The 23,904-nt window shown below is 74.9% G+C and carries 29 protein-coding genes; 13 read left to right on the top strand and 16 right to left on the bottom strand.

Features of this window, described 5'->3' with window-relative positions; translation table 11 throughout:
- Nucleotides 1-2 precede the first annotated feature (2 nt).
- The 3 genes from EV384_RS11265 to EV384_RS11255 all read right to left on the bottom strand — a co-directional run bounded on the left by EV384_RS11265 (nucleotide 3) and on the right by EV384_RS11255 (nucleotide 2,372).
- The gene (locus tag EV384_RS11265; protein ID WP_130332699.1) at nucleotides 3-782 is read right to left on the bottom strand and encodes an electron transfer flavoprotein subunit beta/FixA family protein; all 780 of its coding nucleotides are present in this window, start codon (nucleotides 780-782) and stop codon (nucleotides 3-5) included.
- Between the two features lie 385 nt (nucleotides 783-1,167).
- Complete coding sequence (locus tag EV384_RS11260) at nucleotides 1,168-1,572, bottom strand: hypothetical protein (protein ID WP_130332697.1); 405 nt, start codon at nucleotides 1,570-1,572, stop codon at nucleotides 1,168-1,170.
- Between the two features lie 2 nt (nucleotides 1,573-1,574).
- Nucleotides 1,575-2,372 carry a GNAT family N-acetyltransferase gene (locus EV384_RS11255; RefSeq protein ID WP_130332695.1) on the bottom strand — a complete coding sequence of 266 codons (798 nt, stop codon included), beginning with the start codon at nucleotides 2,370-2,372 and terminating at the stop codon, nucleotides 1,575-1,577.
- A 41-nt stretch (nucleotides 2,373-2,413) separates the two neighbouring features.
- Here EV384_RS11255 and EV384_RS11250 point away from each other — a divergent pair, with 41 nt between their 5' ends.
- From EV384_RS11250 to EV384_RS34770, 4 genes are all read left to right on the top strand, one after another.
- The gene (locus EV384_RS11250; RefSeq protein ID WP_130332693.1) at nucleotides 2,414-2,800 is read left to right on the top strand and encodes a YidH family protein; all 387 of its coding nucleotides are present in this window, start codon (nucleotides 2,414-2,416) and stop codon (nucleotides 2,798-2,800) included.
- Entirely contained in the window at nucleotides 2,797-3,096 is a 300-nt protein-coding gene (locus EV384_RS11245; RefSeq protein WP_130332691.1) for a DUF202 domain-containing protein, read from the top strand. The genes EV384_RS11250 and EV384_RS11245 overlap by 4 nt, the downstream gene beginning before the upstream one ends.
- Nucleotides 3,097-3,124: 28 nt before the next feature.
- Nucleotides 3,125-3,535 carry a PLD nuclease N-terminal domain-containing protein gene (locus EV384_RS11240; protein WP_130332689.1) on the top strand — a complete coding sequence of 137 codons (411 nt, stop codon included), beginning with the start codon at nucleotides 3,125-3,127 and terminating at the stop codon, nucleotides 3,533-3,535.
- A gap of 75 nt (nucleotides 3,536-3,610) precedes the next feature.
- On the top strand, nucleotides 3,611-3,943 hold the full coding sequence (locus EV384_RS34770; RefSeq protein WP_165439918.1) for a hypothetical protein: 333 nt from the start codon (nucleotides 3,611-3,613) through the stop codon (nucleotides 3,941-3,943).
- Here the strand turns inward: EV384_RS34770 and EV384_RS11230 are convergent.
- The 4 genes from EV384_RS11230 to EV384_RS11215 form a co-directional block, all read right to left on the bottom strand.
- A complete protein-coding gene (locus tag EV384_RS11230) occupies nucleotides 3,927-4,739 on the bottom strand; it encodes an ABC transporter permease (protein ID WP_130332687.1) in 813 nt (270 codons plus the stop codon). The genes EV384_RS34770 and EV384_RS11230 overlap by 17 nt on opposite strands.
- Nucleotides 4,736-5,710, bottom strand: a complete 975-nt coding sequence (locus EV384_RS11225; protein ID WP_130332685.1) for an ATP-binding cassette domain-containing protein — start codon at nucleotides 5,708-5,710, stop codon at nucleotides 4,736-4,738. Before EV384_RS11225 ends, EV384_RS11230 begins: the two co-directional genes overlap by 4 nt.
- A 149-nt stretch (nucleotides 5,711-5,859) precedes the next feature.
- Complete coding sequence (locus EV384_RS11220; RefSeq protein WP_130332683.1) at nucleotides 5,860-7,482, bottom strand: acetolactate synthase; 1,623 nt, start codon at nucleotides 7,480-7,482, stop codon at nucleotides 5,860-5,862.
- 108 nt (nucleotides 7,483-7,590) lie between these two features.
- Nucleotides 7,591-8,364, bottom strand: coding sequence for an enoyl-CoA hydratase-related protein (locus EV384_RS11215; RefSeq protein ID WP_130332681.1), 774 nt, complete (start codon nucleotides 8,362-8,364; stop codon nucleotides 7,591-7,593).
- Nucleotides 8,365-8,461: 97 nt separating this feature from the next.
- Between EV384_RS11215 and EV384_RS11210 the strand changes: the two genes are divergently transcribed.
- Nucleotides 8,462-8,980 (top strand): DUF6232 family protein, encoded by a 519-nt coding sequence (locus tag EV384_RS11210; RefSeq protein ID WP_130332679.1) that lies wholly within the window; start codon nucleotides 8,462-8,464, stop codon nucleotides 8,978-8,980.
- Here the strand turns inward: EV384_RS11210 and EV384_RS11205 are convergent.
- Complete coding sequence (locus tag EV384_RS11205) at nucleotides 8,878-9,333, bottom strand: nuclear transport factor 2 family protein (RefSeq protein ID WP_130332677.1); 456 nt, start codon at nucleotides 9,331-9,333, stop codon at nucleotides 8,878-8,880. The two genes, EV384_RS11210 and EV384_RS11205, sit on opposite strands and share 103 nt — an antisense overlap.
- 325 nt (nucleotides 9,334-9,658) lie before the next feature.
- Between EV384_RS11205 and EV384_RS11200 the strand changes: the two genes are divergently transcribed.
- The gene (locus EV384_RS11200) at nucleotides 9,659-10,429 is read left to right on the top strand and encodes a hypothetical protein (RefSeq protein WP_130332675.1); all 771 of its coding nucleotides are present in this window, start codon (nucleotides 9,659-9,661) and stop codon (nucleotides 10,427-10,429) included.
- A 28-nt stretch (nucleotides 10,430-10,457) separates the two neighbouring features.
- Here the strand turns inward: EV384_RS11200 and EV384_RS11195 are convergent, their stop codons facing one another.
- Nucleotides 10,458-11,357: a ribokinase gene (locus EV384_RS11195; protein WP_130332673.1), complete on the bottom strand. Its 900-nt coding sequence runs from the start codon at nucleotides 11,355-11,357 to the stop codon at nucleotides 10,458-10,460.
- Between the two features lie 16 nt (nucleotides 11,358-11,373).
- Nucleotides 11,374-12,216 carry an ABC transporter ATP-binding protein gene (locus EV384_RS11190; protein ID WP_130332671.1) on the bottom strand — a complete coding sequence of 281 codons (843 nt, stop codon included), beginning with the start codon at nucleotides 12,214-12,216 and terminating at the stop codon, nucleotides 11,374-11,376.
- Nucleotides 12,217-12,341: 125 nt separating this feature from the next.
- On the opposite strand from EV384_RS11190, the gene EV384_RS11185 reads away from it, so the two are divergent.
- Both EV384_RS11185 and EV384_RS11180 read left to right on the top strand, forming a co-directional pair.
- On the top strand, nucleotides 12,342-13,361 hold the full coding sequence (locus EV384_RS11185; protein ID WP_130332669.1) for an ABC transporter ATP-binding protein: 1,020 nt from the start codon (nucleotides 12,342-12,344) through the stop codon (nucleotides 13,359-13,361).
- Nucleotides 13,358-14,368, top strand: coding sequence for an ABC transporter permease subunit (locus EV384_RS11180; protein ID WP_130332667.1), 1,011 nt, complete (start codon nucleotides 13,358-13,360; stop codon nucleotides 14,366-14,368). The genes EV384_RS11185 and EV384_RS11180 overlap by 4 nt, the downstream gene beginning before the upstream one ends.
- Nucleotides 14,369-14,507: 139 nt before the next feature.
- Here EV384_RS11180 and EV384_RS11175 read toward each other — a convergent pair whose 3' ends face one another.
- A complete protein-coding gene (locus tag EV384_RS11175; protein WP_130332665.1) occupies nucleotides 14,508-15,683 on the bottom strand; it encodes an ROK family transcriptional regulator in 1,176 nt (391 codons plus the stop codon).
- A gap of 173 nt (nucleotides 15,684-15,856) precedes the next feature.
- Here EV384_RS11175 and EV384_RS11170 point away from each other — a divergent pair, with 173 nt between their 5' ends.
- Complete coding sequence (locus EV384_RS11170; protein ID WP_130332663.1) at nucleotides 15,857-17,308, top strand: glycoside hydrolase family 3 N-terminal domain-containing protein; 1,452 nt, start codon at nucleotides 15,857-15,859, stop codon at nucleotides 17,306-17,308.
- Nucleotides 17,309-17,347: 39 nt separating this feature from the next.
- Nucleotides 17,348-18,544: a PP2C family protein-serine/threonine phosphatase gene (locus EV384_RS11165; protein WP_130332661.1), complete on the top strand. Its 1,197-nt coding sequence runs from the start codon at nucleotides 17,348-17,350 to the stop codon at nucleotides 18,542-18,544.
- A 12-nt stretch (nucleotides 18,545-18,556) separates the two neighbouring features.
- Here EV384_RS11165 and EV384_RS11160 read toward each other — a convergent pair whose 3' ends face one another.
- Nucleotides 18,557-18,913, bottom strand: coding sequence for an STAS domain-containing protein (locus EV384_RS11160; protein ID WP_130332659.1), 357 nt, complete (start codon nucleotides 18,911-18,913; stop codon nucleotides 18,557-18,559).
- Nucleotides 18,914-19,088: 175 nt separating this feature from the next.
- Here EV384_RS11160 and EV384_RS11155 point away from each other — a divergent pair, with 175 nt between their 5' ends.
- Genes EV384_RS11155 through EV384_RS11145 form a run of 3 tightly spaced genes read left to right on the top strand, consistent with a single transcriptional unit; the run spans nucleotide 19,089 to nucleotide 20,738 of the window.
- The gene (locus EV384_RS11155; RefSeq protein ID WP_130332657.1) at nucleotides 19,089-19,583 is read left to right on the top strand and encodes a hypothetical protein; all 495 of its coding nucleotides are present in this window, start codon (nucleotides 19,089-19,091) and stop codon (nucleotides 19,581-19,583) included.
- Nucleotides 19,580-20,098, top strand: a complete 519-nt coding sequence (locus tag EV384_RS11150) for a thiol-disulfide oxidoreductase DCC family protein (RefSeq protein ID WP_130332655.1) — start codon at nucleotides 19,580-19,582, stop codon at nucleotides 20,096-20,098. The genes EV384_RS11155 and EV384_RS11150 overlap by 4 nt, the downstream gene beginning before the upstream one ends.
- Nucleotides 20,025-20,738, top strand: a complete 714-nt coding sequence (locus tag EV384_RS11145) for a TetR family transcriptional regulator (RefSeq protein ID WP_130332653.1) — start codon at nucleotides 20,025-20,027, stop codon at nucleotides 20,736-20,738. The genes EV384_RS11150 and EV384_RS11145 overlap by 74 nt, the downstream gene beginning before the upstream one ends.
- Nucleotides 20,739-20,872: 134 nt before the next feature.
- On the opposite strand, the gene EV384_RS11140 is transcribed toward EV384_RS11145, so the two are convergent.
- The 4 genes from EV384_RS11140 to EV384_RS11125 all read right to left on the bottom strand — a co-directional run bounded on the left by EV384_RS11140 (nucleotide 20,873) and on the right by EV384_RS11125 (nucleotide 23,877).
- The gene (locus tag EV384_RS11140; RefSeq protein WP_130340441.1) at nucleotides 20,873-21,538 is read right to left on the bottom strand and encodes a GNAT family N-acetyltransferase; all 666 of its coding nucleotides are present in this window, start codon (nucleotides 21,536-21,538) and stop codon (nucleotides 20,873-20,875) included.
- A gap of 199 nt (nucleotides 21,539-21,737) precedes the next feature.
- Nucleotides 21,738-22,409: a class I SAM-dependent methyltransferase gene (locus EV384_RS11135; RefSeq protein ID WP_130332651.1), complete on the bottom strand. Its 672-nt coding sequence runs from the start codon at nucleotides 22,407-22,409 to the stop codon at nucleotides 21,738-21,740.
- A complete protein-coding gene (locus tag EV384_RS11130; RefSeq protein WP_130332649.1) occupies nucleotides 22,406-23,158 on the bottom strand; it encodes a TIGR04282 family arsenosugar biosynthesis glycosyltransferase in 753 nt (250 codons plus the stop codon). Before EV384_RS11130 ends, EV384_RS11135 begins: the two co-directional genes overlap by 4 nt.
- A complete protein-coding gene (locus EV384_RS11125; RefSeq protein ID WP_130332647.1) occupies nucleotides 23,155-23,877 on the bottom strand; it encodes a glycosyltransferase family 2 protein in 723 nt (240 codons plus the stop codon). Before EV384_RS11125 ends, EV384_RS11130 begins: the two co-directional genes overlap by 4 nt.
- Between the last annotated feature and the right edge of the window lie 27 nt (nucleotides 23,878-23,904).

Below are 23,904 nucleotides of genomic sequence, written 5' to 3'. Positions count from 1 at the left end.
TCTCACACGAACTTCTCGGTGGCGAGGAACTCGACCAGCTTGACGCCGCCCTCGCCCTCGTCGGTGATCTTGGCGCCGCCAGAGCGCGGCGGGCGCTTGGTGTGCTCCAGCACGGCGCTGGTCGCGCCGTCGAAGCCCACCTCGGTCGGGGCGACGCCGAGGTCACCCAGGGAGAGCGTCTGCACCGGCTTCTTCTTGGCGGCCATGATGCCCTTGAAGGACGGGTAGCGCGGCTCGTTGATGGTGTCCCAGACGGAGACCACGGCCGGGGTCGAGGCGGTGACCACCTCGTAGCCCTCCTCGGTCTGCCGCTCGACGGTCAGCGTGGCGCCGTCGACGGTGAGCTTGCGCGCGCCGGTGAGGGCGGCGACGCCCAGCCGCTCGGCGATCATGTGCGGGATGACCTGGACCCGGCCGTCGGTGGACTCGGCGCCGCAGATCACCAGGTCGGCGTTGAGCTGCCCGAGCGCGGCGGCGAGCACCTTCGAGGTGGCCACGGCGCAGGACCCGTGCAGAGCGTCGTCCACGACGTGCACGGCCTTGTCCGGGCCCATGGAGAGCGCCTTGCGGATCGACTCGGTCGCCCGGTCCGGACCCATGGTCAGGATGGTGACCTCGCCGCCGTGCGCCTCCTTGATCTTCAACGCCTCTTCGATGGCGTACTCGTCCATCTCGTTGATGACGTTGTTCGCCGAGCCGCGGTCGACGGTGTTGTCGTCAGAACGCAGGTTGCGGTCCGCGCCCGAATCGGGCACCTGCTTGACGAGTACGACGATGTTCATCGCGCTTCGACGACCCTCCTGGTTGGTGTTGCGATCACTCGCCCGGTCTCGGGCGCAGCCTCCCGCGTGACTTAACGGTCGGTCAACCGCGGGCTGCTGTGCAGTTGCCCACGGCGCAATGTTACCCGCAAGTAGCATCGCTCCCCCGGGGCCTCAGAGTGACACAACTCACCGAGGGCCGCAGCGCCGGGTAAGCTCCCGAATCGGGAGGTGACGTATATGTCGGAAGTTAGCGTTTCGGCGGCGACCCGGCGTGCGCCGGACGGCGCGGAGGAGGCCCGGCGACCCTGCCGCCGGATGCTCCCCGACACCTACCGTTGCACCTGCGGACGGGTCCGGGACCGCTGCGTCCGGAGCGCCGTCCGCGCGCTCTGGTCCGCCGCGGTCAGGCCGGCGCGGCCAGCGCGGCCCTGATCCGGTCGATCACCGCCGCCTCCGCCGGCGCCACCCCGCGGTGCGCGCCGGCCACCTGGTCGGCCGCGGTCAGCACCACCGAGCGGTACGCCTCGACGTCCCCCGGCGACTTCTCCCGCAGGATCGCCACCGCCCTGCTCAGCGCGGGCAGCACCATCGACTCGATCTCCAGCGCGGAGTCCCGGGGCAGCTGCGGCAGCGGGCCGACGGTGAGCGCCTCCTTCACCACGCCGCTGGCGTCGGCCATTGCCCCGGACGCCGCGACGCTCTCCCGGATCATCGCGAACATCCCGGGCTCGGCGTTCGACACCAGGAAAACGGCGCCGAACGCCCCGGTCTTCAGGGTGAGCCGCTCCTCCGCCGTCAACCGCTCCATGATCACGGAGTGTAGACGTACGGGGTCGTCGTGGTGACCGCTACCAACCCGAGCCGCTCCAGGATCGGCCGGCTGTCCTCCGAACAGTCCACCTGGACCAGCGTCCGGCCGCGCTGCTCGGCCAGCCGCGCCCGGTACGCCACCAGCGCCCGGTAGATGCCCTTCCGGCGCCACTCGGGCAGGGTCGAGCCGCCCCAGAGGGTGCCGAAGCCGTTGTTGGCCGGGTAGCGGATCCAGCCGGCGCTGACCACGGTCTCCCCCGCCTCGGCCACCACGATCGTGATCGACTGCGGGTCGGCCTCGATCTCCTTCGTCAGCCCGGTCACCAGGTGGCTCCGGTCGTCGTGCCAGACCTCCTCCTCCATGGCGGCGATCCGCTCCAGGTCCTCGCGGGCGGTGACCTCGCGCAGGCGTACCCCCTCGGGCAGGACCGGGACGGCGCCGGCCAGCGCCGCGACCGGGCCGACCACGACGGTCTCCTGGTCCTCCGGGACGAAGCCGGCGGCGCGCAGCCGGTCGCCCAGGTCGGCCGGCTCGTCGTGGCCGTTGAGCTTCCACTCCACGCCCTCGCCCCGGGCCCGGAAGAACTCGACCTGCCGGGCGATCAGCGCGTCCAGCTCCGCGCCGGCCAGCCCGTCCAGCGTGCGGTAGGTGAGGAAGCCGCGCTGGTCCAGGCCGAGGATCCGGACCAGCGGGCCGTCCCGTTCGACGGTCACCCCGGCGGGCAGCGGATCCGGGATCTCCGGACGGAGCTGGGTGTCATAGGCGTCGCGCAGGGTCCGCGCGTCAAGATCGGTCATCCCCCCAGGCTATTCACCGGGCAAAGCGGATAATCGGCGACGTGTGGGAGGCGATCAGGCGGTGGTTCGACCCGCGCGAGATGCGGTCGGTCGGCAGCAGGCCCGACTACCGCTTCTCGCTGGCCAACGAGCGGACCTTCCTGGCCTGGCTGCGCACCGGGCTGGCGCTGATCGCCGGCGGGCTGGCCGCCGCCCAGTTCCTGCCACCGCTGCCCGTCGCCCACCTGCGCGAGGTGATCGCCATCGCGCTGCTGCTGCTCGGCGCGGCGGTCGCCGTCCGGGCGGTGGACCACTGGGCACGTACCGAGCGGGCGATCCGGCTCGGCGAGGAGCTGCCGGCGTCCCGCTTCCCGGCCGTGCTGGCCCTCGCCGTCGCCGTCGGCGCGCTGCTGCTGGTGATCGCGGTGCTGGCCCGGGCGCTCGGGTGACCGGCGACCCCGGGCTCCAGCCGGAGCGGACCCGGCTGGCCTGGCGCCGTACCCTGCTGGCGTTCACCGCGGTCGCCGTGCTGCTGGTCCGGCTCGCCCTCACCGGCGACCTGGCCGGCGCGCTGCTGGCCGGCGTGGCGGTGGTGGGTTGGCTCGGCACGCTCGCCCTGACCTGGCGGCGGGCCACCGGCGCCGGGCCGCGCCGGGCGCAACGCTGGTCGTTCCCGCTGACCGCGCTGGCCGCCGCCGGGTTCGCCGTGCTCGGCGTGCTGCTGGTGGTACGCGGGCTGCGCTGAACGGCATCGGTAGTCCATGATGTCCGACATGATTCGCCTGTACGGGCTTCTCTTCCTGGCCGAGGTCGTGCTCGGCATCTGCGCACTCATCAGCTGCCTCTCCGCGGAGGAGGGTGAGATCCGGGCCCTGCCCCGCATCGCCTGGGTGCTGATCATCCTGTTCTTCCCGCTGGTCGGGTCGATCGCCTGGTTCGTCGCCGGTCGGGAGGCGGGCGCGGGCCGCCCCCGGACCGCCTGGCCGATGGGGAACGGTTTCTCCGAGCGGGACCGTGGTCACCGCCAGGTGGCGCCGGACGACGACCCGGCGTTCCTGTCGTCCATCGGGGAGCGGCCCCGGCAGCAGGACCAGGAGCTCTTCCGCCGCTGGGAGGACGACCTGCGCCGCCGCGAGGAGGAGCTGCGCCGCCGGGAGACCGAGCAGGACCGGCCGGAGGTCTGAGCACCGGGTCGCGGCGGCGGCCGGGCAGAATCGACGGCGTGCAGATCTGCCTGCTCGGACCGCTGGAGGTCGGCCGTGGCCGGTGACCTGGTGGCCGCCCGGGCCCGCCAAGACCAGGCCCTGGAGCTGGCCGTCGGCTCGCAGGACGCCCCGGTGGTCGGCGCGGTGCTGGTGGGCGTCGCCGACCTGGCGCTGCGGCTGGGACGACCGGCCGCCGCCGCCCGGCTGCTCGGCGCGGCGACCGGGGTGCGGGGCGGCCCGGACCACTCGGTGCTGGACCGCCCCCGGGTGGAGGCCGCCGCCCGCGACGCGCTCGGCGAGGAGGCCTTCGCCGAGGCGTACGCGGGCGGGCTGGGCTATCGGCTGGAGACGGCCGCGGAGGCGGTCCGGGTCACACTCGACGCCTGAGCGCCCGCACGGCGAGCGGGGCGAACACGGCGGCGAGGGCGGCGGCCCAGATCAGCGACTGGACAACCGGCCCGGCCACCGGGCCGCCGACCAGCAGGCCACGCAGCGCGTCGGCCAGGATGGTGACCGGGTTGACGTCCACCCAGTGCTGCAGCCAGGACGGCATCTTGTCGGTCGGTACGAAGGCGTTGCTGGTGAACGAGAGTGGGAAGATCACCATGAAGCCGAAGATCTGCACCTTCTCCGGCTCGCTGACCAGCACCCCGACCAGCACCGAGATCCACGAGGCGGCCAGCGAGAAGGCGAGCAGCAGGGCGAACGCACCCAGCAGCCCGAACAGGCCCTGGTGCACCCGGAAGCCGAGGATCATCCCCACCCCGAGCAGCAGCGACACCGACCATGCCTGCTTCACCGTGTCGGCGACGATCCGCCCGGCCAGCGGCGACCAGCGGGCGATCGGCAGCGCGCGCAGCCGGTCGAAGACACCCTTGGTCAGGTCGTTGTTGAGCCCGAACCCGGTGGTCATGGTGGCGAAGAGGGCGTTCTGCACGATGATCCCGGGCAATGCGAACTGCAGGTAGTCGCCCGGGGAGCCGGAGATGGCCGTGCCGAAGACGTACGTGAAGAGCAGCACGAACATCACCGGCTGGATGCTCAGGTCGAGCAGCTCCATCGGGTTGTGCTTGATCTGCACCAGGCTGCGCCAGGCGAGCGTGAGGGTATGCCGCAGGCCGGCGGCGAGGCCCGGCCGGCGGGCCGGGGCCAGCGGGGCCGCGGTGAAGGTGGCGGCGGTCATGCCGGAATCCCTTCCAGTTCAACATCGGAGCGGCCGTCCTGCTCGGCCCGGTGGCCGGTCAGGGAGAGGAAGACCTCGTCCAGGCTGGAACCGCGCAGGGCCAGCTCGGCGATCGTGATCTCGGCCTGGTCGAGCCGGCGCACCACGGCCGGCAACACGCCGGGGTCGTTCACCGGCACGGTGACCGTGGTCTGGGCGACCTCCGGGCTCCCCCCGGCGACCTCCGCGGCGATGGACACCACGGTCGGCAGGTCGCTGGCGTCCGCCGGCCGGACTGTCAGGATCTGCCCGCCAGTCTTCGCCTTCAGCTCCTCCGGGGTGCCCTGGGCGATGACCCGGCCGTGGTCGACCACGGCGATCTCGCCGGCGAGCTGGTCGGCCTCCTCCAGGTACTGGGTGGTCAGCAGCACGGTCACCCCGTCGGCGACCAGGCCCCGGACGATGTCCCACAGCTCGTTGCGGCTGCGCGGGTCCAGGCCGGTGGTCGGCTCGTCGAGGAAGAGCACCTGCGGCCGGCCGACCAGGCTGGCGGCCAGGTCGAGGCGGCGGCGCATGCCGCCCGAGTAGGTCTTGGCCGCCCGGTCGGCGGCGTCGGTGAGGTGGAAATCGGCGAGCAGCTGCCGCGCGCGGGCCCGGGCGTCGGCCCGGCGCATCCCGAGCAGCCGGCCGATCAGCAGCAGGTTCTCGGTGCCGGTCAGCGTCTCGTCGACCGAGGCGTACTGGCCGGTCAGGCCGATCAGCTGGCGGACCCGGTGCGCGTCGCGGCGGACGTCGTACCCGCCCACCGTGGCGTGCCCCTCGTCGGCGGCGAGCAGGGTGGCGAGCACCCGTACCGCGGTGGTCTTGCCCGCCCCGTTCGGCCCGAGCAGACCGAAGACCGTCCCGGTGGGGACGGCGAGGTCGACTCCGGCGAGGGCGGTGGTCGCGCCGAAGCGGCGGACCAGACCCTCCGCCTGGATCGCGTATGTCATCGGAACTCCCGTCGTATCGCTGGCCACCCCACGATGAGCGACGGCGCTGACGTTACGTCGACACCCGCTGACATTCCGCTGATTTTGCTGAGGACAGAAACGCGACCGCCGCCGCCGGCCACCCGGCGACGGCGGTCCAGCGGTCGTGGTCAGGCCAGGTTCGACGAGCGGGGGTACGCGTCCGCGGGATCGGTCAGCACGTTGACCAGGTACGGCACGCCGGAGTCGAAGGCGCGGGTCAGGGCCGGGCCGAGGTCGGCCGCCTTCTCCACCGTCTCGCCGGCGCCGCCGAGCGCCTCGACCACCTTGTCGTAGCGCAGCCCGGGCTGGAGGTCGGCGGCGACGTCGTAGCCGTACATGGCCCGCATCGGGTGCTTCTCCAGGCCCCAGATGCCGTTGTTGCCGACCACGATGACCACCGGGAGCTGCTGGCGGGCCAGGGACTCGACGTCCATCAGCGAGAAGCCCGCCGCGCCGTCGCCCATCAGCACGCAGATCTGCCGGTCGGGGTGGCTGACCCGGGCCCCCATCGCGTAGCCCATGCCGGTGCCGAGGCAGCCGTACGGGCCGGGGTCGAGCCAGGTGCCGGGCTGCGCCGGCTCCAGGTAGCGGCCGGCGTACGAGACGAAGTCGCCGCCGTCGCCGATGGTGATGGCGTCGGGGGCGAGGACCTTGCGCAGCTCGCCGTAGACCCGGGCCGGGCGGATCGGGTCGGTCTCGGCGGCAATCTCCTCGGCGTCGCGGGCCCTGGCGGCGTCCTCGGCGACCCGGAGCTGGGCGATCCAGTCGGCGTGGTCGGCCCGGTCGCCGGGGTGCTCCGCGAAGGCGGTGAGGATGAGCCGCAGGTCGCCGGCGGGAGCGGCGGCGGGCTGCACGTGCCCGGCGCGCTGGCTGGGCGCGTCGACGACGTGCACGACCTGGGCGTCGCCGAAGTCGCCGAAGCCGAGCCGGAAGTCCAGCGGGGTGCCGATCACCACGACCACGTCCGCGCCCTTGAGCGCGACCCGGCGGGCCTTGGCGAAGGCGAGCGGGTGGGTGGGTGGCAGCGCGCCGCGCCCCATGCCGTTGGTGAAGACCGGCACCTGCAACGCCTCGGCGGCCGCCCGCAGGGCGTCGATCGCGTCACCGGCGTAGACGTCGGAACCGGCGATGATGACGGGCCGGCTCGCGCCGGCGATCAGGCCGGCGGCCTTCGCCACCTCCGCCGGGTCGGCCTCGATCGGGGCGATCGGCGACACCGCCGGCAGGTCGGCGTCGCCGACCGAGAAGACCGCTTCGAGGGGAAAGTCGAGGAAGGCCGGGCCGCGGTGCGGGGTGAGCGCCGCGGTGAGGGCGGCGGTGACCGCGCGCGGGATGTCGTCGGCGCTGAACACCGTCTCGGCGTGCTTGGTGACCGGAGCGACCAGCGGCAGGTGGTCCATCTCCTGGAGGCTGCCGGAGCCCCAGCGGAACTGCGGGGCCCGGCCCCCGAGCACCAGCACCGGGGAGGCGTTGAAGAAGGCGCTGGTCAGGCCGGAGACGCCGTTGGTGACGCCGGGTCCGGCGGTGAGCACGGCCAGGCCGGGCCGGCGCTGGAGCTTGGCCACCGCCTCGGCGGCGAAGACGGCCGACTGTTCGTGCCGGACGTCGTAGATCGGGAAGCCGGTCTTGTGCGCGGCGTCGTAGAGCGGGAAGACGTGCCCGCCGGAGAGGGTGAACATCTCCCGTACGCCGTGCGCGCGCAGCGCCGCCAGCGCCAGCTCCCCGCCGTGACCCTCGACCCGTTCCGTCATCGCCGCTCCCCTTCGTCACATGACCGGAGTCACACGCTACTGGCCGGTAGGAAGAATGTGAACCGTTCTCGGGTCGGCGGCGGGTCTCCGCCGCCGACCCGGACCGGCTCAGCGGCCGGTGAAGTCCGGCTTGCGCTTCTCGACGAACGCGGCCATGCCCTCGCGCCGGTCGTCGGTGGCGAAGAGCGCCGCGAAGAGCTGGCTCTCCCAGGCCAGGCCGGAGTTGAGGTCCATGTCGAGGCCGCCGTCGACGGCCAGCTTGGCCGCCCGCAGCGCCTGCACCGGGCCGGTCAGGAACGGCTTCACCAGGGCGACCGCGGCGTCGTAGACCTCGGCAGCCGGGACCACCCGGTCGGCCAGGCCGATCCGCAGCGCCTCCTCGGCGCCGACCATCCGGCCGGACATGATCAGGTCCTTGGCGCGGGCCGGGCCGACCAGCCGGGCCAGCCGCTGGGTGCCGCCGGCGCCGGGGATGATGCCGAGCTTGATCTCCGGCTGGCCGAGCTTGGCGTCCTCGGCCACCACCCGCCAGTCGCAGGCGAGGGCCAGCTCGCAGCCGCCACCGAGGGCGTACCCGGTGATGGCGGCGACCACCGGCTTGGGGATCCGGGCGATCGCGCCGAGCGCGCTGGAGAGGTCGGCGGCCCGCTCCGACATGTCCACGTAGGACATGTCGGCCATTTCCTTGATGTCCGCGCCGGCGGCGAAGACCTTCTCCCCGCCGTACACGATGACCGCGCGGACCTCCGGGTCGGCGGTGGCGGCGGCCGCGGCGGCGCGTAACTCCTCCTGCACCTGGGTGTTCAGCGCGTTCATCGGCGGCCGCTCCAGCCGGATGGTGCCGATGCCGTCCTTGGTTTCCAGCCGAACGAACTCGCCCACGCTGCCCTCACTTCCTCGTCGAAGTCGCGTGCCAACCTTACGACCCGGCTCGTTGGGGTAAGTAGTCTGGTGTCCGCCCGCCACCGGGAGTCAGGCCATGATCACTTACTACGACGACAGGTCGGTGCAGGTCACCTCCACCGCCATCCGGGTGGACGGCCGGACCTTCCCGCTCGCGGAGCTCACCATGGTGTGGCACCGGCGCGGCAGCCGCTCCTGGCGGGCGCTCGCCGGCCGGGGCGCGATCGGCGCCGCGCTGGCCGGGCCGCTGGTGGCCGCCCTGCTCGGTGTCGGGCTGGCGCTCTGGCTGCACCGCTCCCCCACCGTCACGGTCGCCATTGTCGGGGCGTCGGTGCTGGTCGGGCTCGGGGTCGGCCCGCTCGCCGACTTCCTCTTCGAACACCTGGACCGCTCGTACGCCCGGGGCGCCCGGCAGCTCGAGATGTGGGCCCGCTGGCGCGGCCAGCCGGTCCGGCTGCTGTGCACCGGCGACGCGCTGCGCTTCGGCCAGATCTACCGGGCCGTGCAGCGGGCGATGGAGTCCGCGCCGACCGCCGGCCGGCAGAACGTGATCGGCTCGTCCGGCAGCAGCCCGAGGCCGCGCAGCAGGCCGTAGGTGTCCTGCTCGCCCCAGAACTGCACGATCCGCCCGCCGGCCAGCCGGTACATCTTGCAGGCGCTCTGCACCGTGGTCGCCCCGGTCGCGTCCCGCCGGTACGTCTGCGCGAACGAGACGACCACCCGGTCGTCGACCGCGAGCAGCTCGACGATCCGCTGGTCGAGCACGGTCAGGCCCGGCGAGGAGACGGCGCCCTCGACGTGGTGCCGTCCCTGCACCGCCGTACCGGAGCCGTAGATCCGTACGTCCTCCGCGACGACCTCGCGCAGCTCGGCCATGTCCTTGGTGACGAAGGTCCGCAGGTACCGCCGGACCACCTCGACGTTGCGCTCCCGCTCATCGACCCCCATGCGCCCCGACCGTACGCCGGCCGACGCCTCCGCGCCGGCGCCGGCAGCGACGGCTGCGCACCGCCCACCCTCCGCTCGCCGACTACGAAGCTGATGACGTCAATGAATCACCCGTGGGGCCGGCCCCGGGTGCACACACCACCCGGCCGCGATTCATGCACGACATCAGCTTCGTAGCGTCGTGGCAGGACCTCCGGCGGCCGACCGGTCGAGGGGCGGCGAGCCGGTCATAACTCCGCCCCCCGGTCGGCCGGGCGCGGGACGTGGCGCGGACCGCGCCGTCGCCGCCGCGCGCCGCTGGCGGACCCGACGCACACTGGGGGACATGGCGATCCCCCTCCCCCGGCCCGGCGCCGTCGTCGGCCTCACCCGCTCCGCCCTGGACCAGGCGTTCGGCTCGGCCGCGTCGTTCGCCGCCGTGCCGGCCCGCGCCTTCGCGGTGCTCGACGGGGTGGAGGCGCTGCTGCACCGGATCAACGGGGTGGTGGACCGGATCGAGGGCACCCTGGACCGCACCGACCGGGTGCTCGACGACGCCGAGGCGGCGGTCCGCGAGGTCGCGGTGATCAGCGCGGCCGCCACCACCGCGATCGAGAGCGCCACCGAGGTCGCCGCGGCGGCCGCCGTGGTGGTGGGCGAGGCCGAGCGGGTCTCCGCCGCCGCGGCCGTGGTGGTCGGCGAGGCCGAGCGGGTGGCCCGGGCCGCCGGCACGGTGGTCGCGGAGGCGGACGCGGTGGCCGGGCGGGCCGCCGGCACGGTCCTCGCCGCCGAGGAGGCCGCCGGCACCGCCGCCGAGCTGCTGGCCGCGTACGAGCCGGCGCTGCGCCGGGCCGCGCCGATGGCGACCCGCTTCGTCGAGCAGCTCAGCCACGACGAGGTGACCGCGGCGATCCGGCTCGTCGACGAGCTGCCGAAACTCAAGGAGCACCTGACCGCGGACATCCTGCCGATCCTGGCCACCCTGGACCGGGTCGGCCCGGACCTGCACGACCTGCTCGACGTCACCCGCGACCTCAAGCTGGCCGTCGCCGGCATCCCCGGGCTGGGCATGCTGCGCCGCCGGGGTGAACGCCGCACCGACGAACCGGCCGACTGACCGCCCGGAACCGGAGCGGCGGGCCGGGTCAGGCGGGCGGGGCGTACAGCTCGTCGATCTCGACCCGGCGGGGCAGCGCCACCGAGGCGCCGAGCCGCCGTACGCAGGCCGCTCCGGCCGCCGCCGCCCAGTGCACCGCGTCGACCAGCTCCCGCCCCTCGCCCCAGGCGACGGCGAGGGCGGCGGTGAACGCGTCACCGGCCGCGGTGGAGTCCACCGCCTCGACCTTCACCGGCGGGACGTGCACCGACCGGCCGTCCCGGTCGCCGTACCAGGCGCCCTGCGCCCCGAGGGTGAGCACCGCGCGGGGCACCAGGTCGAGCAGCGCCGCGGGCTCGTCCCGGCCCCGGCCGGTGAGCGCCTGCGCCTCAGTCTCGTTGACGACCAGCAGGTCCACCGCGGCGAGCAGATCCGCCGGCACCTGCCGGGCCGGCGCCGCGTTGAGGATCACCCGGGTGCCGGCGTCCCGGGCCGCGACCGCCGCCTCGGTCACCGTCTCGACCGGCACCTCCAGCTGGGCGACCAGCACGTCCGCCTCGCGTACGGCGTGCAGCTCGCCCTCGGTCAGCCCGACGAACGCCCCGTTGGCGCCGGGCGTCACCAGGATCGCGTTCTCCCCCTCGGCGCCCACCATGACCAGCGCCACCCCGGAGGCCCCGTACACCACCCGGAGCTGGCCGGTGTCCACCCCGGCGGCGGTGATCCGGGCCTTGAGGGTGACCCCGAAGGCATCCGAGCCGATCGCGCCGAGGAAGACGCAGGACCCGCCGGCGCGGACCGCGGCGATCGCCTGGTTGGCGCCCTTGCCCCCGGGGAGCATGACGAAGTCGCTGCCGAGCAGCGTCTCGCCCGGCCGGGGCAGTGCGGGCGCGGTGCCGACCAGGTCCATGTTGGCGCTGCCCACCACGGCCACCCGGGTCTGCTGCACGGTGTTCCTTTCCGCCTCAGGCGGCGCGGGCGGTCCAGCGGTCGCCGGAGCACTCGACGACCAGGGGCAGGCCGAAGGTCTTCGAGAGGTTGTCGGCGGTGAGGGTGTCGGCGAGCAGGCCCTGCGCCACCACGCCGCCCTCGCGCAGCAGCAGCGCGTGGGTGAAGCCCGGCGGGATCTCCTCCACATGGTGGGTCACCAGCACCAGCGCCGGAGCGTCCGGGTCGTACGCCAGCTCGGCCAGCCGGGCCACCAGGTCCTCGCGACCGCCCAGGTCGAGACCGGCGGCCGGCTCGTCGAGGAGCAGCAGCTCGGGGTCGGTCATCAGCGCCCGGGCGATCTGCACCCGCTTGCGCTCCCCCTCGGAGAGCGTGCCGTACACGCGGTCGGCCAGGTGCCCGACGCCGAGCTGCCCGAGCAGGGCCCGGGCGCGGGCCTCGTCGGTGCGGTCGTAGCTCTCCCGCCAGCGGCCCACCACCGACCAGGCGGCGGTGACCACGACGTCACTGACCCGCTCGTCGGCGGGGACCCGCTCGGCCAGCGCGGCGGTGGAGAGGCCGATCCGCATCCGCAGCTCGTTGACGTCGGTGCGGCCGATCCGCTCGCCGAGCACGTACGCGGCGCCGGTGGTCGGGTGCAGCCGCCCGGCGGCCAGGTTGAGCAGGGTCGTCTTGCCGGCCCCGTTCGGCCCGAGCACCACCCAGCGCTCGTCCAGCTCGACCCGCCAGTCGACGTCGTGCAGCAACGCGGTGCCGGAGCGCTTGACGCCGACCCCGTCGAGGCTGACCACCAGATCCGCGTCCACGGTCGAGGGGGCGGCGGGGGCGCCGGCGGCGCCGGGGATCAGGTCACCAGTCACCGGTCCATCCAATCACGCACCGGGCGAGCTGCCCCCCACGGGCGGCGTCACCGCCATAGGGTGAGGCGCCGTGTCGTTGGTCACCTACCCGGAGGACGGTCCATGCCCTGTCAGGAGCCGCGCGGATGAGCGCGGTCATCGAGATCGACGGTCTCCGTAAGACCTTCCATACGCTCCGCCACGGGCGTCGGGTCGCCGTCGACGGTTTCGACCTGCTGGTCGAGGCCGGCCAGGTGCACGGCTTCCTCGGGCCCAACGGTTCGGGCAAGACCACCACGCTGCGCGCCCTGCTGGGGCTGGTCCGGGCGGACGGCGGCCGGATGAGCGTGCTCGGGGCGCGCTCGCCGGAGCGGCTGCCCGAGGTCGCCGGCCGGGTCGGCGCGATCGTGGAGAGCCCGCAGTTCTTCGGCAACTTCACCGCGCACCGGACGCTGCGGCTGCTCGCCGTGGCCGGGGGCGTGCCGACCAGCCGGGTGGACGAGGTGCTGGAGCAGGTCGGCCTGCGCGATCGGGGCAACGAGCGGGTCAAGGGCTACTCGCTGGGCATGAAGCAGCGGCTGGCGGTGGCGTCGGCGTTGCTGAAGAGCCCGGAGCTGCTGATCCTGGACGAGCCGGCGAACGGGCTGGATCCGGCGGGGATCCGGGAGATGCGGGACCTGATGCGGTCGCTCTCGGCGGCGGGCGTGACGGTGCTGCTCTCCAGCCACATCCTGGCCGAGATCCAGCTGATCTGCGACCACGTGACGATCATCAGCCGGGGCCGCCGGGTGGCGGCCGGGCCGGTGGGCGAGGTGCTCGCCGGTTTCGACCAGCACGAGTGGCAGGTCCGGGTGGCCGAGCCGGAGCGCGCGGCGGAGCTGCTGCGGGCGCTCGGGCTGGCGGTCACCGCGCACCCCGACCACCTGGTGGTCGCCGGGGTGGACGAGCCGGAGCTGATCAGCCGCACGCTGGGCGAGCAGGGCTTCTGGGTACGCGAGCTGGTCCCGCTCCGGCCGGACCTGGAGAGCGTCTTCCTGGAGCTGACCGGGACCATGCCGCACCCGACGGTGCCCCGCCAGCTGGACGGGTCGGTCCGGCCGGACGACGGGCCGGACGACGCGGTGATCGAACTCGACGCGCGCGAGAACCGGGAGGTGGGGGCGTGAACCTGGTCCGTGCCGAGTTGGAGCGGCTCTCCGCGCGCCGCTTCGTGCAGTTGATGGTGGTGCTGCTGCTGGCCGCGTTCGCGGTCACCGCGGCCACCACGCTCGCCGGGTCGCACCGGCCGAGCCCGGACGAGATGAGCCGGGCCCAGGCCCAGGCCGCCGAGCAGCGCAGCAGCATGGAGGCGGCGCACGACCGGTGCCTGCGGATCAAGGCGGGGACGGTCGCGCCGGACGAGAGCGACTACGTCCCCGCGGACTGCAGCGAGATCGACCCGGTCCGGATGGAGAGGGTGCCGGTTGCGGCGGACTTCCTCAGCGGCGTCTTCGTCTTCGCCAACCAGGCCCGCCCGCTGCTCTACTTCCTCGTCGCCTTCCTGATGCTCTTCGGCTTCCTGGTCGGGGCGTCGTACATCGGGGCCGACCTGAACTCCGGCGGGGTGGTGAACCTGCTGCTCTGGCGGCCCCGCCGGTGGGCGGTGCTCGGCGCGAAGCTCGGCACCCTGCTGGGCGCGCTGCTGGTGCTCTCGGCGGCGGCGTCGGCGGCGTACCTGGCCGTGTTCTGGATGATCGGGCAGACCGCCGGGCTGCCGGGGCGGCTGGACGGCGAGTTCTGGCAGTCGTTGAGCGCGACGTACGGGCGGGGACTGGTGCTGGTGCTGCTGGCCGCGGCGTTGGGCTTCGCGATCGCCACGCTGGGCCGGCACACGTCGGCGGCGCTGGGGACCGTGGCCGCGTACCTGGTGGTGTGGGAGCTGGGCGCCCGGCTGGTGCTGCAGATCGTCGGGGCGGCCCGCCCGGACCGGTGGATGCTCTCCAGCTACGTGGCCGCCTGGCTCACCGGGAGGGCCGAGTTCTGGGACAGCCACGCGTGTCGGGGGGACACGAGCGGCTTCTGCGACAACGTCTACACCCTCGGCTGGGCGTCGGGGCTGGTGATACTGCTCGGTCTGACCGCGGCGCTGGTGGTGGCCGCCTTCACCGCGTTCCGCCGCCGCGACCTGATCTGATCGCACGGAAACGGCCTCCGCCGCGGCGGGGGCCGTTCCGTGCGCGGCAACTCCTTGCAGAGACAAACCAGCTAGTGAAGAATTCCTTCACATGGCGGCGCCACCGACGACGGATCCGGCCGGCGGGGGCGCCGGCCGGTCAGCCGACCGTCGAGCCGAACACCTCGTCGCGGACCGCGTCCAGCGCGGTGCGCAGCGCGCCCCGGAGGATCGGCTCCTCGGTGAGCCCGGTGGGCACCACCCGGGGTCGGACCAGCGTGATCGCCGCGACCTCGTGCTGCACCCGCTCGGCCAGCGCCGCCCCGCCGGCCTGGCCCACCTCACCGGCGAGCACCACCAGCGGTGGATCGAGCACCACGCAGGTGCTGGCCACCCCGAGAGCCAGCCGGCGGGCCAACTCGTCGAGGACCGGTCCGCCCGCCGCGCCGGCGGCGATGGCGGCGCGCACCGCGTCGGCCGCGGTGTCGGCGGCGAAGCCGTGCTCGGCGGCGACCGCACCGACCGCGTCGGCGCCGGCGAGCTGCTGAAACGCCGGCTTGGCCCGCTTGGAGACGTCCCGCGGGATCGACGCCCCGGGGACCGGAAGGTAGCCGATCTCGCCGGCCGCGCCGCTGCTGCCGTGGTGCAGCCGGCCGCCGAGCACGATCGCCAGGCCGACGCCCGCCCCCACCCAGACCAGCACGAAGTCCGACACACCCTGCGCGGCGCCGGACTGCGCCTCGGCGACGGCGGCGAGGTTGACGTCGTTCTCGAAGACCACCGGGGTGTGCAGGTCCTCGCGGAGCGCGGCGAGCAGGCCGCTGTGCCAGCGCGGCAGGTTGAACGCGAAGGTGATGTCCCCGGTGCCCGGGTCGACCAGGCCGGGGGTGCCGAGCACGATCCGCCGTACGCTGGACAGCTCCGCGCCCGCGCTGCTCGCCGCCCGCACCACCGCGTTGTGCACCACGCCCACCGGGTCGTCGGTGTCCTTCGTGGACTGCTCGACCCGACCGATCACCGCGCCGGTGATGTCGGCGCAGGCCGCCACCACCCGCTCCGCGCCGACGTCCACCCCGACCACGTGGGCGCTGCCCGGCCGGACCGCGTAGAGCTGGGCGTTCGGGCCCCGCCCGCCGGCCTGCTCGCCGACCCGGGTGACCAGGCCCCGCTCCTCCAGCCGCTCCACCAGCTGGGAGGCGGTGACCTTGGACAGCCCGGTCAGCTCGCCGAGCCGGGCCCGGGTGAGGGGGCCTTGCTCGAGGAGGAGCTCCAGCGCCGCGCGGTCGTTGAGCGCCCGCAACAGGCGGGGGGTGCCGGGCAGCCGGGTCGCACTCATGCCACGTCCTCTATTTTCAGTAAACTTTGCTAACCACAAAAACCTGCAGACGGGTGCCCGCTAGCGTATCGGCCACCCGGATCCGGAGTCTTCGGACGACCCGGCAGCGACGCCGTCCGGGACGGCCGCTCCGGTGCGACACTCGTGCCGTCCGGCACCGAAAGGGGCAACACGTGGGGTTGGATCCAGGACTTCGCCGGCTCGCGCTGGGCACCCTGCTCGCCGCGTACCAGGGGCCGGTCCCGCCCGACTGGGCGGTGGACCTGCTGGCCGAGGGGCTCGCCGGGCACACCCTGTTCGGCACCAACATCCACGACCCGGCCCAGGTGGCGGCGGGCACCGCCGCGCTGCGGGCCGGCCGGCCGGACGTCATCATCGCGATCGACGAGGAGGGCGGTGACGTCACCCGGCTGGCCCACGCCACCGGCAGCCCGTACCCCGGCAACGCCGCGCTCGGCGCGGTCGACGACGTGGTGCTGACCCGCCAGGTCTACGCGGCGATCGGCGCGGAGCTGGCCGCCCTCGGCATCACCGTCGACCTGGCCCCCACCGTCGACGTCAACACCGCGGACGAGAACCCGGTCATCGGCACCCGCTCGTTCGGTGCCGACCCGGCCCGGGTGGCCGCCCACTCGGCCGCGGCGGTGGCCGGCCTCCAGTCGGCCGGGGTGGCCGCCTGCGCGAAGCACTTTCCCGGCCACGGCGCGACCGTCGCCGACTCCCACCACGAGCTGCCGACCGTCGACGTGCCGCCGGCCCTGCTGCGCCAGCGGGACCTGCCGCCGTTCGCGGCCGTCGTCGACGCCGGCGTCCGCGCGGTGATGACCGCGCACATCCGGGTGCCGGCGCTGACCGGCGACGGCCCGGCCACCTTCAGCCGGGCGGTCCTGGTCGACCTCCTCCGCCGGGAGTACGGCTTCACCGGCACCGTGATCACCGACGCGCTGGAGATGAAGGGCGCCGCGCTGGCCGCGGGCGGCGTCGGTCCGGCCGCCGTCCGGGCCCTGGCCGCCGGGGCCGACCTGCTCTGCATCGGCGCGAAGGTCGACGCCGACCTCGTCGAGCGGGTGGCGACGGAGATCGTCGAGGCGCTCACCGCCGGCCGGCTGGACCGGGGCCGGGTCGAGGAGGCCGCCGGGCGCGCCACCGACCTGGCCACCTGGACCAGCGCCCCCGGCATGCCGAAGCCCGGCGTCGACGGGCTCGGGTACGCCGCCGCGCTCCGGGCGGTACGCGTCGAGGGCGACGTCGCCGAGCTGGCCAAGCCGCTCGTGGTGCAGCTGCACGCGGATTCCACCATCGCCGAGGGCCGGGTTCCGTGGGGGCTGGGCCCGCACCTCGCCGACGCCGAGGAGGTCCGCGCGGTGGCCGGCGAGACCGACCCGGAGGCCCTGCGCCGGCTCGCCGGAGACCGGCCGATCGTGCTGGTCGGCCGGCACCTGCACCGGCTCCCGGGCGGCCCGGAGCTGGTCGACGCGCTCGCCGCCACGCATCCGGTCATCGTGGTGGAGATGGGCTGGCCGGGTCGCTGGCGGCCGACCGGCGCCCGGGCGTTCGTCAGCACGTACGGCGCCAGCCACGCCAATGGCCGGGCGGCGGCGCAGGTGCTCGGCATCGCCGGCTGAACTGGTCTGACCAGGCCCGATCCGGGGTACACCGTGGGAATGACCACCACCGAGCCCTGGCTCCGCGCGCTGGCCGACCTGCTCTTCCGGTCGCACCGACTGCCGCCGGACCAGCTCACGACCGTGGTGGACGCGGCGCTGGACGGGCTCGGCGTCACGGTGACGACCTACCTGGTCGACGCCGAGCAGGAGTCGCTGCACCCACTGCCCGGCCCGGGCCGGCCGGCGCCGCTGCCGCTGCCGATCGACACCAGCCTGCCCGGCCGTGCCTACACCGAGGTGCGGGTGCGCGCCGGGCAGGACGGGCGGCTCTGGGTGCCGGTGGTGGACGGCACCGACCGGCTGGGGCTGCTGGAGATGCTCCTCCCGCCCGGTCTCGACCCGACCGACGAGGCCGTACACGACGGTGCCCGGCTGATCGCCGGGCTGATCGGTCACCTGGTGGCCAGCAAGGCGGCGTACGCCGACGTCCTGCACCGGACCCGCCGCAGCCGCCCGATGACCGTCTCGGCCGAGCTGCTCTGGCAACTGCTGCCGCCGCTCACCTTCGCCACCGACACGGTGGTGGTCAGCGCCATCCTGGAACCCTGCTACGAGGTGGGCGGGGACGCCTTCGACTACTCGCTGAACGGTCCACGGACCGCGCTGGCGATCATGGACGGCGTGGGGCACGGGCTGCCCGCGGTGCTCACCACCTCGGTCGCGCTGTCCGCGCTCCGGGCGGCCCGGCGGGCCGGAGCGGACCTGCCCGACCAGGCGACGGCGGTCGACGCGGCGATCCGCGCGCAGTGGACCGACGGACGCTTCGTGACCGGGGTGCTCGCCGACCTTGACACCGCCACCGGCACCCTCCGGTACGTCAACGCCGGGCATCCCGCCCCGGTGGTGCTGCGTCACGGCCGGGCGGTGCGGGCGCTGGCCGGTGGCCGCCGGGCCCCGCTCGGCGTGTCGGCGGGTCCGACGACGGTGGCGGAGGTTCGGCTGGAGCCGGGCGACCGGCTGCTGCTGCACACGGACGGGGTGACCGAGGCCCGAAACGCGGCCGGGGAGATGTTCGGGCTGCCCCGTCTGGCGGACCTGGCCGAACGGCACATCCGCTCCGGCCTGCCCGCCCCTGAGACGCTGCGGCGGTTGAACCGGGCGGTAGCCGAGCACCGGGGCGGCGCGTCCCGGGACGACGAGACGATCGTGCTGGTGGAGTGGTCGGGCGGGGCCACGGCCCGGGCCGAGCCGTGACACCGGCCCCGGTCAGCTGAGCCCGCGCCAGCCCGGCCCGGCGGTGGAGCGGCCGTCGCCGTCGGTCAAGCCGAGCAGGACGTCCACTGCGGTGATCCGCAGGACCCGGGCCACCACCGGCCGCGGGTTGGCCACCCGCAGGGTCGCGCCGCGGCCGACCGCCTCGGCCGCGCCGCGCAGCAGGGCGGCCACCCCGGTCGAGTCGAGGAACAGGACGTCGGTCAGATCGATCAGGATCTCCACCACCCCGGGCCGGTCGAGGAGAGCGTCCAGCACCTGATCGAACACCGGGACGCTGGCCATGTCGATCTCGCCGACCGGGGCGAGGACCACCTGGCCGGGCCCCGCCTCGCGCGTTCCGACCTGCATGACCCGCCCTAGTGAGAGAACCGATTCCGCGACCGTCGATCGGCGCCGAGGCGACGATACCGGGCGGGGCCGGGTCCGGCCACGGACGACCGCGCCAGACCGTCTTGAACATGTTCAAAAACTGTCCTACGCTGAGCCCAACCTCAATTTGAACGCGTTCAAGAAGGGTGGCACGATGGACTTCAAGGTCTGGATGTACCTGATCTACCTGGCGGTCAGCATCGGCCTGACCGTGTGGGTGGCCCGGGCGCTCTCCCGCAACGGGCTGGTCTTCCTGGAGGAGGTCTTCGCCGACCGGCGGCTGGCCGACGCGGTCAACAGCCTCCTCGTGGTCGGCTTCTACCTGCTCAACCTCGGCTACGTGACGGTGGCGATGAAGCACGCCGACCCGGTGGTCACCGCCAGCCAGGCCCTGGAGGAGCTCTCCATGAAGGTCGGCCTGGTGCTGCTGGTCCTCGGCCTGCTGCACTTCTTCAACGTCTTCGCGCTGGGCCGGTACCGCCGCAACCGGCTGCGGCAGCTCGCCCCGCACCCGCCGATCGCGCCGGTGGGTCACCTGCCGGTGCAGCCCGGCTCCCGGCCGGTCGGCCCGGCGATGGCCGGCCCCGGGACGCCCGGGCCCGGTGGCCCCGCGCCGGCCGGCCCGACGCCGCCGCCACCGGCGCGATGAGCGCCACGCCGGACGGCGGAGCGGGACTGACCCCCGCGGACCCCACCGGGCACGGGGCCGGTGGGGTCCGTGGGTTCACCGTCCTCTACGACGCGCGCTGCCCGCTGTGCCGGGCGGCCCGGCGGTGGCTGGCGTCGCGGCCGCAGCTCGTACCCCTGGAGTTCGTGCCGGCCGGCTCGGCCGAGGCCCGGCGGCGCTTCCCCGGCCTCGATCACGAGGCGACCCTGCGGGACCTGACCGTCGTCGCCGACACCGGCGCGGTGTACGCGGGGGACGGTGCCTGGTTCGCCTGCCTCTGGGCGCTGGCCGACCACCGGTCCACCGCCGAACGACTGGCCCGCCCGCACCTGCTGCCGCTGGCCCGGCGGGTGGTGGCGACCGCCTCCTCGGTACGCGAGCTGGTCCGGGAACCATCGCCGGACCCGGGATACGGTGACGACGATGACCGAGCAGACTGCCCCGACGACCGGTGCGGGTGGCCCGACCACCGGCGAACCGGCGACCACCCGGGGTGAGCAGACCCGGCAGCTCATCCTGGACACGGCGATGCGGCTGTTCCGGGAGCGCGGCTACGCCCGGACCACGATGCGCGCGATCGCCCAGGAGGCGGGCGTGGCGGTGGGCAACGCCTACTACTACTTCGGCTCCAAGGACCACCTGATCCAGGAGTTCTACGCGGACACCCAGACCGAGCACCAGGCGGCGGCCGCGCCGGTGCTCGCCCGGGAACGCGAGTTCGCCGCGCGGCTGGCGGGGGTGCTGCACGCCGGCGTGGACGTGCTCACCCCGTACCACTCGTTCGCCGCGAGCTTCTTCAAGACGGCGGCCGAGCCCACCTCACCGATGAGCCCGTTCTCCGCCGAGTCCTCCGCGCCCCGGGAGGCGTCCATCGCGCTGTTCCGGGAGGTGCTGGAGGGTTCCACCGTCCGGGTCGACGCGGAGCTGCGCCCGGCGCTGCCCGAGCTGCTCTGGCTCGCGTACATGGGAGTGGTCCTCTACTGGGTGCACGACCGGTCCCCGGAGCAGGTCCGCACCCGCAAGCTGATCGACGGCGCGGTGCCGCTGGTCGACCGGCTGGTCGGGCTCTCCCGACTGCGGGTGCTGCGCCCGGTCACCCGCCAGGTGCTCGACCTGATCCGCACCCTGCGTCACTGACGCCGACGGCGTCGCCGACACGTAGCGTTACCACCATCGGGGCCTGGGGAGATGGCCGCGGACCGTGGATCCGGCCCGTGACACACGGTCCGCGACCGCCGGTGGCTCAGCTCGGCCCGGCGAACGGAGGGCGGTCAGCTCGGGAAAACCCCGTACGACGTCCAACCCCGGTCCGGGAAGCCGGCCGCCTCGGCCACCCGGGCCGACGCGGCGTTGCCGAAATCGTGCAGGTAGGTGGGGACGGCGCCCTCGTCGAGCACCCGCCGGGCCGCCTGCGCGACGAGCCGCCGGGCCAGCCCCCGCCCCCGGGCGGCCGGTGCCGTGCCGACGGCCAGCTCGTGCCCGTGGGCGTCGTGTCGTTTGATCCCCGCGCCGGCGAGGTATCCCCCGTCGGCGTCCCGCACCACCAGCACCTCCCGGTCGAAGAGCCGCAGCCAGGGCGGCAGCCCAGGCCCGGTCGGCGCGGACCACTCGCCGACGTCGGGCAGCGGCGCCGGGGCCAGGCTCCACCGGAAGGCGCCGCCGTGGGTGGGCCAGTCCGGCAGCCCGACCGCCGTCGGCAGCGCGGGCACCAGGCCCGCCAGCGGGCGTCCGCGGGCCACGGCCCGGACCGCCTCGACCCGGTCCGGCGGCACGGAAAGGACGGCGCAGCCGGGGGCGGCGACCGCGATGGCGGGGCGCAGCCGGCCGTCCCAGGCCGGGCGCGCGCGGCGGTGCGAGCGGACCACGTGCACCCCCGGACCGGCCGGCCACTGCCCCAGCCAGGTCGCCAGGTGCAGGAACAACCGCCGGTCGAGCACCGGGGCCACCTCCTCACCCGCCGGACCGTCCGCCACGCCGACGATCACGGTACGCCGGGCGGCCCGCCCGGATGTCCGGATCCCGACCGCCCCGGACGTGAGCCGGGCCTCCCGCTCGCGGCCACCCGGCCGTCGCACCGGCCAGCGGTCGGGTGGGCCGGCCGTCGGGTGAGCCGGCGGTCGGGCAGGGCTGCGGGGCCTACCGGCGGACCAGTTCGACGAACCAGCGGCGGTCGAGCGGCAACACGGCGGCGACCCGGAAGCCGGCGGCGGACGCCAACGGCTGGGCCAGTTCCATCCCCACCCGGGCCCAGCGGAACGCCGGCCCGCGCTCGTCGTCGCCGACACGTCCGCCCGAGCTGACGTACGCGCGCCCCCGCCACAGGCTTGCACCCGGCGGCGCCAGCTCGACCAGCGCCGTGCCGCCGGGACGCAGCAGGCCGGCACAGCGGCGCAGCAGGCGTACCGGGTCGCCGCCGATGCCGATGTTGCCGTCGACCAGCAGGGCGTGCGCCCAGCGCCCCTCGCCGGGCAGCGGCGCGAGGACGTCCCGGCGCAGGGCCGCCGCGCCCCGGCCCCGGGCCAGCCGGACGGCGACCGCCGAGACGTCCACGCCGAGGGCGACCAGCCCCCGCTCGGCCAGCGCGGCGGTGAGCCGGCCCGGCCCGCAGCCCAGGTCGACGGTCGGCCCGATGCACCGCCGCACCACCTCGGTCAGGGCCGGCTCGGGTGGCCCGTGCCACCGGCGCACCGGCAGCGGCACCCGCACCCCGTCGTCGAGCACCAGCCAGTGCGCGTCCTCGCCGCAGTGGTCGTCGGGGTCGGCCAGCGCGGCCTCGAAGCCCCCGGCGAGCAGCGCGGGCCCGGTCACCGGGTTGCCCCGCCCGCGCGCGCCGCGACCGCCCCCGGTCCGGCGGGTCGGCCCGCGATCTCCCGCCGCGTTCCGGCGAGGCGGCCGGTCAGCCCACGGTCGATCTCCCGTACCGCCGCGGCGAAGCGACCGGCCGGCGCGGCGGCGGCGACGGCGACGGCGGTCGGCCACTCGTCCACGTCGGCGAGCTCCGGCAGGGCGTCGACCCGCAGGCCCCGGCCGGCCAGCGCGGCCCGGGTCGACCGCCCGGTCACCGGGGTGGACATCGGCACCGCCCGCAGCACCACCGCCACCGCCGGGTCGCGCAGCCCCAGCGCCCACCAACCGCCGTCCGCGGCCGGGCCGAGCACCGCGTCCGTGCCGGCCAGCGCCGCCACGGCCGCGCCGAGCAGGTCCGCGTCGACCTGCGGGGTGTCCATGCCGAGCTGCAGCACCGGTCGGCCGGGGAACGCCGCGCCCGCGTCCACGTGCGCGGCGGCCAGCCGGTCGCCGAGGTTGCGGCCGCGCTGGGGCAGCAGGGTCCAGCCGGCCAGCGCGGCCCGGATCTCCGCACCCCGTACCGCGCGATTGAGGGGGCCGGCGTGGGCCAGCACCGGCGCCACGCCGGGCACCGCCCGGACCGCGTCAAGGGTGTCCAGCAGCGCGGCGGCGGCGACCGCCGCGGCCCGGTCGGGGTCGAGCGGCGGGCAGAGCCGGGTCTTCACCCGGCCCGGCACGGGCGCCTTCGCCATCACCAGCAGCACCGTCACGAGGGCCGTCCTTCGTTCGCGACCGCGGGGCAACGCCGTGCCGCCCTCACCGGAGCGACCCCTGCCCGCAGCACCGCCGTCATGTCGCGCACCGCGCGGGCGGTGCCCCGGACCGAGCCGGAGACCTTCGACCGGGTGCCGGCCGCCCGCGGCGCGTACGGCACGTCCAGCTCGACGATCCACCACCCGGCGGCGGCCGCGCGGAGCAGCAGCTCCAGCGGGTAGCCGAAGGCGCGGTCCGCGACGCCGAGGTCCAGCAGCGCCGCGCGGCGGGCCACCCGGATCGGGCTCAGGTCGTGCACCGGTACGCCCCGGCGGCGCAGCCCGGCGGCGAGCAGCGCGTTGCCGGCGCGGGCGTGCCAAGGCCAGGCGGCGCGGGTGACCGGCCGGCGCCGCCCGGCGACCAGGTCGGCCCGGCCCGCCAGCACCGGCCCGGCCAGCCTGGGCAGCTCCCCCGGGTCGAACGAGCCGTCCGCGTCCAGCACGCAGACCAGTTCGGTACGGGCGGTGAGCAGTCCGGTGTGGACAGCGGCGCCGTAGCCGCGTCGGGGTTCGTGCACCACCCGGGCGCCGTGTGCGGCAGCCACCTCGGGCGAGCCGTCGGTGGAGCCGTTGTCCACCACGACGGCGCGGTACCCGGGCGGCAGCCCGGCGAGCACACCGGGCAGGGCGGCCGCCTCGTCCAGGCACGGCAGCACCACGTCGACCTCTGTCTCCATGCCGGCGACGCTAGGCCGCCCCGGCCC

The organism is Micromonospora kangleipakensis, from assembly GCF_004217615.1.
GTDB lineage: Bacteria > Actinomycetota > Actinomycetes > Mycobacteriales > Micromonosporaceae > Micromonospora > Micromonospora kangleipakensis.
The sequence above is the reverse complement of the archived record's forward strand: the minus strand, read 5'-3'. Positions and strand labels throughout refer to the sequence as shown.

What these genes read in the sequence shown, in the direction of transcription:
- EV384_RS11165 (WP_130332661.1), top strand. Translation starts at nt 17,348, where the DNA reads ATGACCACCACCGAGCCCTGGCTCCGCGCGCTGGCCGACCTGCTCTTC.
- EV384_RS11230 (WP_130332687.1), bottom strand. Translation starts at nt 4,739, where the DNA reads ATGACCGCCGCCACCTTCACCGCGGCCCCGCTGGCCCCGGCCCGCCGG.
- EV384_RS11155 (WP_130332657.1), top strand. Translation starts at nt 19,089, where the DNA reads ATGGACTTCAAGGTCTGGATGTACCTGATCTACCTGGCGGTCAGCATC.
- EV384_RS11205 (WP_130332677.1), bottom strand. Translation starts at nt 9,333, where the DNA reads ATGGGGGTCGATGAGCGGGAGCGCAACGTCGAGGTGGTCCGGCGGTAC.
- EV384_RS11150 (WP_130332655.1), top strand. Translation starts at nt 19,580, where the DNA reads ATGAGCGCCACGCCGGACGGCGGAGCGGGACTGACCCCCGCGGACCCC.
- EV384_RS11210 (WP_130332679.1), top strand. Translation starts at nt 8,462, where the DNA reads ATGATCACTTACTACGACGACAGGTCGGTGCAGGTCACCTCCACCGCC.
- EV384_RS11240 (WP_130332689.1), top strand. Translation starts at nt 3,125, where the DNA reads ATGATTCGCCTGTACGGGCTTCTCTTCCTGGCCGAGGTCGTGCTCGGC.
- EV384_RS11260 (WP_130332697.1), bottom strand. Translation starts at nt 1,572, where the DNA reads ATGGAGCGGTTGACGGCGGAGGAGCGGCTCACCCTGAAGACCGGGGCG.
- EV384_RS11175 (WP_130332665.1), bottom strand. Translation starts at nt 15,683, where the DNA reads ATGAGTGCGACCCGGCTGCCCGGCACCCCCCGCCTGTTGCGGGCGCTC.
- EV384_RS11145 (WP_130332653.1), top strand. Translation starts at nt 20,025, where the DNA reads ATGACCGAGCAGACTGCCCCGACGACCGGTGCGGGTGGCCCGACCACC.
- EV384_RS11200 (WP_130332675.1), top strand. Translation starts at nt 9,659, where the DNA reads ATGGCGATCCCCCTCCCCCGGCCCGGCGCCGTCGTCGGCCTCACCCGC.
- EV384_RS11185 (WP_130332669.1), top strand. Translation starts at nt 12,342, where the DNA reads ATGAGCGCGGTCATCGAGATCGACGGTCTCCGTAAGACCTTCCATACG.
- EV384_RS11220 (WP_130332683.1), bottom strand. Translation starts at nt 7,482, where the DNA reads ATGACGGAACGGGTCGAGGGTCACGGCGGGGAGCTGGCGCTGGCGGCG.
- EV384_RS11160 (WP_130332659.1), bottom strand. Translation starts at nt 18,913, where the DNA reads ATGCAGGTCGGAACGCGCGAGGCGGGGCCCGGCCAGGTGGTCCTCGCC.
- EV384_RS11255 (WP_130332695.1), bottom strand. Translation starts at nt 2,372, where the DNA reads ATGACCGATCTTGACGCGCGGACCCTGCGCGACGCCTATGACACCCAG.
- EV384_RS11225 (WP_130332685.1), bottom strand. Translation starts at nt 5,710, where the DNA reads ATGACATACGCGATCCAGGCGGAGGGTCTGGTCCGCCGCTTCGGCGCG.
- EV384_RS11265 (WP_130332699.1), bottom strand. Translation starts at nt 782, where the DNA reads ATGAACATCGTCGTACTCGTCAAGCAGGTGCCCGATTCGGGCGCGGAC.
- EV384_RS11125 (WP_130332647.1), bottom strand. Translation starts at nt 23,877, where the DNA reads ATGGAGACAGAGGTCGACGTGGTGCTGCCGTGCCTGGACGAGGCGGCC.